At 35.0% G+C, this 3,228-nt stretch carries 2 protein-coding genes; both read right to left on the bottom strand.

Translation table 11 applies throughout. The annotated features are described in order from the left end of the window. Window positions 1-348: 348 nt before the first annotated feature. On the bottom strand, window positions 349-2,976 hold the full coding sequence (gene acnA, locus L8D11_RS04435) for an aconitate hydratase AcnA (protein WP_236870467.1): 2,628 nt from the start codon (window positions 2,974-2,976) through the stop codon (window positions 349-351). A 40-nt stretch (window positions 2,977-3,016) separates the two neighbouring features. After that, the coding region (locus tag L8D11_RS04430) for a hypothetical protein (RefSeq protein WP_236870466.1) at window positions 3,017-3,228 on the bottom strand (212 nt) is incomplete at its 5' end.

Below are 3,228 nucleotides of genomic sequence, written 5' to 3'. Positions count from 1 at the left end.
GAATTAGTATAGAGCAACTCTAAAAATCTAAATTTAAATTAACAAAAAAACTTAAGTGGTAGTGCCTAGAAAAAAATAAACCCCAGGAATATTGCGCTGTCTAGCGAAAAAGTGCATGAAGTCAGGTCTGTTTGGTGTGCCCTTCATCTTTTTTGATATTTATTTTTTTAAATCCTACAATTTTATAATCTTTTATTCAATATCAGAATTTTATTCTATTTTTAACTTGACTGTGCCTACTGAGATGATAGATTGGCAAATCCTTTAGCTAATGCGCCAATTTTAAAATTCGTAATACTATCTTTTAAGTTATCCATTTAATTCTGAAATCCCACTACTCAGTATTAACTATAGAAGTTGTTTTAAAACAAGGTTAAGGATACCATTATTTAAAAAATAATCTAGCTCTATTTCAGTATCAATACGAGAAAGTAATTTAAAGTTGTTAATGATGGCGCCGTTTCTCTTAATTTGGCATTCTATCAAACCCTTCGGTTTCACCTTATTATAACCAATTAATGTGATGGTTTCATCGCCCTTTAGTGATATATTGTCTAATGTGTTATCAACAAATTGAAGCGGTAAAACACCCATACCAATCAGATTAGAGCGATGAATTCTTTCAAAACTTTCCGCTATTACTGCTTTTATTCCAAGCAATTTCGTGCCTTTTGCAGCCCAATCCCTTGAAGAACCAGTCCCATATTCTTTGCCTGCAAATATGACAAGAGGGACCTTTTCTGAGATGTATTTGCTTGAAGCATCGTAAATTGTCATAGGGGTGCCTACCCCCTTTTTATCAAAATATTGAGTAAATCCTCCTTCCTTGCCATTAGCCAATTTATTTTTAATTCTAATATTAGCAAATGTGCCTCTCACCATTATCTCATCATTGCCTCTTCTTGAGCCGAATGAATTAAAATCCTGTTGCTTCACCCCTTTTTTGAGCAAATACTCGCCAGCAGTGTGGTTTGGCGATATATTCCCTGCAGGGCTTATGTGATCTGTTGTTACGCTATCACCAAAAATTGCCAATATTCTAGCATCCTCTATATTCCCAATGGATGAATTTTCAATTTCTGATTCAAAAAAAGGAGGGCTTTTAATATAAGTGCTGTCATCTTGCCATGAATAGCATGTTGTTTTATTAATATGAATTTTCTTCCATTCATCATCCCCTTCAAGAATGTGCTTATACTTTTCTGTGAACATGTCCTTGGTGATGATACCATTCACAACACCTTTTATCTCATCATCACTTGGCCATATATCATGTAAAAATACCTCCTTTCCATGTTTATCGATTCCTATTGGCTCTTTTAAGATATTGATATTAATTGTGCCGACCAAAGCGAATGCAACGCAAAGCATAGGAGAAGCTAAGTAATTTTGTTTAACCAGTGGATGAATTCTCCCCTCGAAATTTCTATTTCCAGATAAAATTGCAGAAACGGATAGATTGTTTTCTTTAATGGATTTTTCAATATCTTCTGAAAGAGGTCCAGAATTGCCAATACAAGTTGTGCAACCATATCCAACCAAGTAAAATCCTAATTTTTCTAGATAGTAAATCAAACCAGATCTTTCTAAATACTCTGTTACTACTTGGGAACCGGGCGCTAATGATGTTTTTACCCATTCTTTGGTTTTTAATCCAAGATCATATGCTCTTTTTGCCACCAAACCTGCCCCTATCAAAACATATGGATTAGACGTGTTGGTGCAACTGGTTATTGCAGAAATCACAATATCCCCATCTTTTAATGTACCATCGCCAGGCCTACTACCTTCTTTAGATTTCAATTCAGAAAGCAACATTTTATCCTGAGGTCTTTTTGGTCCAGCAATGCACGGCTGGATCTGGCTAATATCAAGCTCAACATACTCATTAAATTTCATTTTATCATCATCTGTATGCTCCCACCACGCGCCTTGCTCTTTGGCATATGCTTCAACAAGCGCAAGCTGTGACTTACTCCTACCTGTTAAGTCTAGGTATTTGATAACCTCAGCATCAATTGGAAAATAACCGCACGTTGCGCCATATTCTGGAGCCATATTAGCAATTGTTGCTCTTTCAAACAAAGAGAGATGCTTTAATGCAGGGCCATAAAATTCCACAAATTTACCAACAACATTTTTCTTTCTGAGTATTTCTGTGATTGTTAAAACCATATCTGTTGCAGTTATTCCTGGGCTTAATTTTCCTGTTAGCTTAAACCCAACAACTTTTGGCACCAGCAGTGATGTTGGCTGCCCAAGCATTGTAGCTTCTGCTTCTATTCCACCAACTCCCCAACCAAGCACGGCTAGTCCGTTTATCATAGTGGTGTGGCTATCTGTTCCAACTACAGTATCAAAAAATGCAATATCATTGCCACCTGTTTTAACTTCAGAAACAACACTTGCTAAATATTCCAAATTCACTTGGTGGCAAATTCCTTTGCCAGGTGGAATTACCCTGAAATTTTCAAATGATTCTTGTCCCCATTTCAAAAATTGATAGCGCTCATTATTCCTTTGAAATTCCAGCTTTATGTTTTCTGCGTATGACTTTGATGAACCAAACTTATCAACTTGCACTGAATGATCAATCACCAAATCAACAGGAATTTGCGGGTTTATTTTTTTAGGGTCAAGCACTTTGTTTTTCATGGCATCTCTCATTGCAGCCAAATCAACCACAGCAGGCACTCCTGTAAAATCCTGCATCAAAACCCTAGAAGGATAATACAGAATTTCATCATGATTTTCCTCATCACTGCAGTAATTAAGCAAGCTTTTGATGCTTTTAAGTGTCACATTTTTGCCATCTTCTTTTCTCAGCAAATTCTCTAGTATAATTTTTATCACATTTGGAAGCTCTTTTAGGTTTATATTTAGCTCTAAAGCTGCTTTCCTTAAACTAAAAAAAGTATATTTTTTATTATTTGCCAGCAACTCGCTTCTTACTTTTAAGCTATCTACGTTTGACATTTGCATTTTTACCATTGTCTTTAAATTTACAAATTCACCTCTAAGAAATCTTACATGATAGATGTCTAAATTCGCAACATTTTTTTGAATTGTAATAAGATATAGTAAAAAATCTGCGATTAATATATAAAGGCCGTTGCATAAATGCAAAGCAAGGAAGATATGCAATAAATGGATTTAAAAAATTAGATTCATATAAAGAAGAACGATAAGTTTGGTATAAAAGCTGATAGAATAATAGGAATTCAAGAA

This window comes from Candidatus Bandiella numerosa (genome assembly GCF_021811875.1).
Classification (GTDB): domain Bacteria; phylum Pseudomonadota; class Alphaproteobacteria; order Rickettsiales; family Midichloriaceae; genus Aquirickettsia; species Aquirickettsia numerosa_A.
Note: the sequence above shows the minus strand (reverse complement) of the source record. Positions and strands in the feature narration are given on the sequence as shown.